General features: G+C 35.1%; 9 protein-coding genes. All 9 read right to left on the bottom strand.

Annotated features, from left to right (window positions below; genetic code table 11):
• Positions 1-324: 324 nt before the first annotated feature.
• Positions 325-747 (bottom strand): hypothetical protein, encoded by a 423-nt coding sequence (locus tag FFM74_RS04960; RefSeq protein WP_137625529.1) that lies wholly within the window; start codon positions 745-747, stop codon positions 325-327.
• Positions 748-824: 77 nt separating this feature from the next.
• Entirely contained in the window at positions 825-1,679 is an 855-nt protein-coding gene (locus FFM74_RS04955) for a hypothetical protein (RefSeq protein WP_223877166.1), read from the bottom strand.
• A 186-nt stretch (positions 1,680-1,865) separates the two neighbouring features.
• Positions 1,866-2,267 carry a hypothetical protein gene (locus FFM74_RS04950; RefSeq protein ID WP_137625527.1) on the bottom strand — a complete coding sequence of 134 codons (402 nt, stop codon included), beginning with the start codon at positions 2,265-2,267 and terminating at the stop codon, positions 1,866-1,868.
• Positions 2,267-2,710: a hypothetical protein gene (locus tag FFM74_RS04945; protein ID WP_137625526.1), complete on the bottom strand. Its 444-nt coding sequence runs from the start codon at positions 2,708-2,710 to the stop codon at positions 2,267-2,269. The genes FFM74_RS04950 and FFM74_RS04945 overlap by 1 nt, the downstream gene beginning before the upstream one ends.
• A gap of 27 nt (positions 2,711-2,737) precedes the next feature.
• Entirely contained in the window at positions 2,738-3,199 is a 462-nt protein-coding gene (locus FFM74_RS04940) for a hypothetical protein (protein WP_137625525.1), read from the bottom strand.
• Positions 3,171-3,602, bottom strand: coding sequence for a hypothetical protein (locus FFM74_RS04935; RefSeq protein ID WP_137625524.1), 432 nt, complete (start codon positions 3,600-3,602; stop codon positions 3,171-3,173). Before FFM74_RS04935 ends, FFM74_RS04940 begins: the two co-directional genes overlap by 29 nt.
• Before the next feature lie 109 nt (positions 3,603-3,711).
• Complete coding sequence (locus tag FFM74_RS04930; RefSeq protein ID WP_137625523.1) at positions 3,712-4,614, bottom strand: hypothetical protein; 903 nt, start codon at positions 4,612-4,614, stop codon at positions 3,712-3,714.
• A 112-nt stretch (positions 4,615-4,726) separates the two neighbouring features.
• Positions 4,727-5,098 carry a barstar family protein gene (locus FFM74_RS04925; protein WP_137625522.1) on the bottom strand — a complete coding sequence of 124 codons (372 nt, stop codon included), beginning with the start codon at positions 5,096-5,098 and terminating at the stop codon, positions 4,727-4,729.
• A 221-nt stretch (positions 5,099-5,319) separates the two neighbouring features.
• Positions 5,320-5,694 (bottom strand): hypothetical protein, encoded by a 375-nt coding sequence (locus FFM74_RS04920; RefSeq protein WP_137625521.1) that lies wholly within the window; start codon positions 5,692-5,694, stop codon positions 5,320-5,322.
• Between the last annotated feature and the right edge of the window lie 306 nt (positions 5,695-6,000).

Below are 6,000 nucleotides of genomic sequence, written 5' to 3'. Positions count from 1 at the left end.
TGGACATACAAAAATCCCTCCATGATAATCAGATGAATTATAGTATTTCATCTGACAACCATAGAGGGATCATAACACATGTTCACTTTTTTCTGACTGCCATCAATTATCGTAAAATAATGTAATGTCATAATTGCTCCCATTTAAATATTTATTTTCATGATATTTACGAGATGATACAATTTTACCCACATCGTATCACGCTTAGTGTCAATTGCTTTTCTACGCTTACGCAATAATACCGGAAAGACTCCCAGAAGCCGTTAGACATTAACTGTTTTCCTAATGCATTATCATCCTTAGCTTCAAATTTTTTATATTATTTTAGGACAATTTGTTCAATTCAGTCTTGTCACACTTACCCTCACTCATTGCCCTTAAGCCTTGGCAAAAATTTAACAACATGCCTTGTTCCGTTTTTATGTATAATTGGCAGCGATGCTTTCTATTTCCATCGTCTTCATTCTCTAAATTTAACTCAGCCCGGATATGTCCTAAATCATCTACTTTTTTAAGTTCCATCGAAAATGCAGGCGTATAATTACCTGACAATTCACCAAATTCAATATAGTAACTTTGTCCAGCCATTTTCACAAAATTTGAAATATTCGTAGCTTGTTCTTTCAAAAATCCATTTGCGATATAACAGCTCTGCCAAATTGTTACATACTCGTTCTGTGCTTCGACCTTCAATTCTAGCAATGAGTCATCTTCCCAATTACGGCTAAATATTAAGTTATCATTCAAAATCGCACCTCTTTATTTATACTTAGAATTAGTCTGGTTGTAACGATAATAATTTACCTGTTCAGATTATATTTAAGTTAGCCAATTGCTATCTTTTCAATTGCTAAAGTCCAATTTTTCCAAATTTCCGTTTGTTTTCCCGCTTCATCAGGCATGTATACGGTATGCCAAATATTCCGAGTTAATTGTCTACTAAAGCTTGTGTGTAATGCGTTGTCCGGTATTTGAATCAACATATACATATTAACGACGTATAGTGCCTGAAATAAATTAACGGTAGTCGCATGCACAGCAACCTCCGAAAAGTACCAGTTAATTGTTTTTATATCTATACCATCATTTTCAGGATTTAATAGTCTCAAAATATTTTCTAAGTCCCTATCTCCCCCACTTATTTCATAATAATAATGTACAAATTCTAACATGATTAAGCGAATCTGCTTTTCTGAAATTTCTCTCTGATCTCCTACACATTCGAAGTTTATGGCACACTTTCCAGACAGTTCTTTTGCAATCGGAAAACCTTTCTTTCGAGAATTAGATTTTTTGCTTTCGCTTCTTTCACTGTCTTTAAATGGAGACTCCTTGACAAGAAAAGTATCAGGGCTCGATAGCCAACTTATGGCAGCCGTCCAGTTTATCCAGACAGACGCTTTCCCCCGCTCATCATCTCTCATATCGCAAATCAAATTAATATTGTAAGTCACTCTCCGAGCTAGTTCAGTCGTATCAATAGTGTCGGGCAAATACTCATTTACAAATTGCTTAACAGCTTGAAAGCCTTCTAACGGCGTGTGATCAGATACAGTTACCGCATTGAAAAAAGTTATCCAATCTTCCCAAATTGCTTGATCGAACAATTCATCATTATCATTTCTCCACATAATCATTGAGCCCAATAGGCTTCCTAAAGAGTCATCAGTTTCAGTCATAAAATAATATGAATCCAGAAACGTCGTCATGGCATAAAAAGTGTATTTAGTATCAAGAAGGGTCATTATTTCAGTTTCACTCCATTTTTTTACAACTAATTAGTCATAATAACTAATTCAAAATTTCAGCCCCACAGACCAAACCAAAGTACCTATCCAGCATTAGTAGTCCAATTAATATAATAATTAGCTTTCACATTTTACATTTTTGCTCAGTACATCGATGCTACACACGTCAGTTCTTACCACAAAGTGTCGCACATCACCAAGTGTTGTATCATTGTTCGGCCACTTACGTTGCACTAACCAACCTTTCAATTCAGAATTCTTAACTTCATAGAGAATCGTATCTAAATCATTTTTTAATAACCGTTTCAACTTTTCCTCACTGCGACTGTGTTCCTGAAGAACATTCTTATTTTCATGCACCGCAAAAATAGGCGCCTCGAAAGCAAATACTAGCTGCTTTGTTTTGGTTATTTTAGAGTAGAGTCCAACTTGGCAAAACCCGTTGCTCACAATGGTCTCAATTTTAAAATATTTTCCACTGCCATTCTTTTGTCGAAATAAGCTCTCCCAAGTCTCCATCAGCTTTGACTCCAATTCTGCCAAGTGTCATAGTTTTCCAGTTTTGGCTGAATTGTATACACCATTGGCATTTTATTAGTAATTATCTCTGAGTATCGGTCCTCACCAGTCCAAACAATAAAGTGGTGATACCTTTGACCTGAAACAATATTCCTTACATTATTCGCTAAATATGATGAATCTAGCCACTCAGCAACCATTGTTTCTTCCACAAATTCTTCGCCTTTAATCGTTTCTATTTTCTCGAAATCTTGAGCACGTACATAGAGATAATCTGTTCGAATACTGCGAATATCGCCAAAAAATTTAATCCAAAAATTCACACGCGTATTGCTAATTGCATGAAGATTAACCACTAGACCGTTCTGACTATGTCTAGTTACCTCCTGTAGGTACATTCCAGAATCCCAAAATTGATATTTAAACACCTGCTTTATTTGCAAACTTACGCTCCTTTCACATTTAAAAATTCAATCATTGCATATAATGCCATCAAGTCTGTCTACTTGCACATGAACAAAATCTCCCACTTCAAAGTCCCTCAATGCATCCTCAGTAACATCTATCTCGAAATCACCAACCGCTAATAGCCAATTTGAAGTAATTTTCCCATATAAGTCATATGAATAGAGATAGGGTCCTTTTTTATACGCGGCATATTTCTCAGTTATCTGCAATACTGCATCTTCCTCTTGCAAAGACATAATATAACTAGTATATTCATCACCAATTTTATTTTTAAACTCATCAGCAAATACCCACAACTCAATCGCACCATCACTTAATAAAACAAATGGATCTCTATATCCTTCATCCGGTGGATCAATCGCTTTTACCAAAATCATATCGTTACGCACCCCATCATCATTTGACAGGCTAAGTTGATCTAACCCTCTTTTAAATTCATACAATCCAGTTATATAATCCTTCATTTACCATTTCATCTACTTGTATTAAATCTTTTCTAGCACAGTCAAACATTAATTTTTTTGATGAGAGATAGGGTAATACCTGTTCTTGATGTACATAGTAATAATCATTCCCAAGTTGTACTTGCACAAATAATGCATCACCAACAACTACGCTCTCCTTCACAATTGTATATTCGTGCCATTCTCCGGCATTCATTTTTTTAGTCCCACCAAATAATGCAATTTTGCAGTTATAGACCCCGCCAACTCTCATAAACTCAAAAGTTTTATCAATACTTACAGTCGCCGAATCATCAAAACAGGTTTCGATCGTCTGAGTTTCTGTGTTTTTTAAATCTATCACTCTTGTAATCATGTCTTGTTGTAGCGATAACAATTGATACATACAGCTGCCATTTTCCAATTTTCCCACTCCAGAATTTCAAATTAAATGCGCTAACTCTCATCAGCAACTCACCTAATATGATTATGAACGATGCTCAGCATTCCCACTTTGCACTGGTATATTCGTATTAAACGCCTAATATCTTTTTTACTGATAAAGTCCAATTTTTCCAAATTCTCGTTTGTTTTCTCGCTTCATTTTTCATGTATATCACATTCCAAATATCCTGAGTTAGTTTTCTACCAAAGAAAGTGTGCAATGCATTATCCGGCACCCATACTTGCATAAACTGACAAACAACTGCAAGCGCTTGAACAGAATTAACTGTATCTTCATTATGTGCAACACCTATGAAATAATCATTCCAATTACTCCAGTTGTCCAGTTGTGAAATTGTCCTTTTTCCCGGTGTAAATTCAGTCAATATTACTTTTAAGTCTGGATTGTTAGTTGATTGAAAATATTGATCTAAAAAACTTATCATCATAAAATAGTTCTGGTTCTGCGTTATCTGTAAGCCATCGCTCTGGTCAAAAATAACTGGCCGTATTGAAGGCATGACCTTTGCAACTGGAAATTCTTTTTTATGAGCCATCGTGGCATCTTTTCTCTTGCTAGTCATAAACGGCGACTCATTAACCTTGACAACATCTGGATTACAAACCCATTTAACTGCTTCCAGCCAGTTTAGCCAGACTGGGTTTGATTGACGTTCTATGACAGACATACTGCAAATTTTTCTAATTGTGTATGTCAAATTACGCGCTAACTCAGTAGAATATTCATAATCTGCCAAATATTCATTTACAAATTGCTCCACTACTAAAAAACCCTCAAACAAAGTATGATCCTGTTGACTAATATCATCATAGAATTTTTCCCAATCATCGGAAATTGCTTTATCAAATAAAGTATCATCATCATTTCGCCACATATTTAATGATCCCAAAATATCTCCAAGACTATCATCCTTTGTCGCCCAGTAGTATGACTCCATAAATTCCGTCATTGCATAATAATTCGATTGCATGTTTAAGCGCATTATTTCACCAAACCTCTCTATACCATGAAGCCTTGTGTATTAGGCCTCTCATCCACCCTTTGTTTTTTCTGAAATATAGCTGTCTAGACGACCGTATATACTATAAATGACCGAGTTTCCCACCAACTATCGTCGTTAAAACTTCTTTCTCCCAAAATAATTCTATTAACTTCAAATATTTTTTGAACTTTCTTTTGTCTTTGATAGCCGACTTTAAAAAATCATTATAATTATTAATAACAATACAGATTCGTCGATCAGGTATCCAACTCAGATCCGTCATCCAATCAAAGAAAGGATCCCATCCATCACTATCTGGTAATTGGAAGCTTTTAGACATAATTTCAAAAAAGTCTTTTTCAGTTTGTATCTCTTTTCCTGGAATACTCACAATGTAATAATTTTCAGCTTTCTTTCTCTTTATAATTTGCGCTATATCTGCCCGACCGACAGATAACATTTCATTCTTCATTGCTCACACCTCATTTAATTTCCATAAAAATAGCATGGTAATCCTTTGTATGCTACTAATCAAATTATTCCCCAATGCGCAGCTCAGATGGCCTAAGCCAATAAAAAAATAGCATAGAAATTAGTCCAATTATTATAAAAATAATTATAATCTGTTATCTTCCAATTTCTCAAAAACAATTTGCCCAATCAACTGTAAAACGTCCTGATATCACCTTTAATTTAGCTGTCTTCCATATCGAGCCTCATTACTTCAATACCAACATAATCTGCTACATTACAGTTCTTAAAGGCATCCGCTGGCATATCAATTACAAATTGTCCCAGTTGCAAATTCCAGTCCTTGGTTATCTTACCAAAGAGCGTATACGCGTGATCTGTACCTTTTTTCAATCTTGCTAAGCTACAACTTTCCCCCGCAACTTGTTTCCATGCAAAGCCTGCTTCAAATTCATATATTTTCCCGAAGAAAGCTTCTCCTTTTCCTTGATTAAACGAGTCAGAGAAGCAAACAAGTTCATTACAACCATCACTAAGAACAACAAATGCTTCTCTTGTATTGGAATCAAGCCAAAGAACCTCTTTTATGTAAACCATGGTTTCTCCTTCCTAAAAAGCCAACTCTTTCAGCCCCATACGGCTTTTTACATCAATACCTTCAAATTTTATAAGTATTCATAGCTCTTTGATACTGAACTTTTTCAATGATTTTTAGAAGCGTATCTTTATTTTGACCAGTTACACTGCTATCTATCCGTGACTAGCTTTTCAAAGTGCTTATTCAGCTTCTATTTAGTTAAACATTTTGGCAGCTTGCCTTTTTTGTCCGACGATTTTCAAAATAATTCAATTATGTCAAAAAAATAGTTAACAATACTGCCTGCCTTTTAGTTGTTAACTGTT

This window comes from Lactiplantibacillus pingfangensis (genome assembly GCF_005404945.1).
Lineage (GTDB): Bacteria > Bacillota > Bacilli > Lactobacillales > Lactobacillaceae > Lactiplantibacillus > Lactiplantibacillus pingfangensis.
This window is presented reverse-complemented; position numbering and strand designations above follow the sequence as displayed.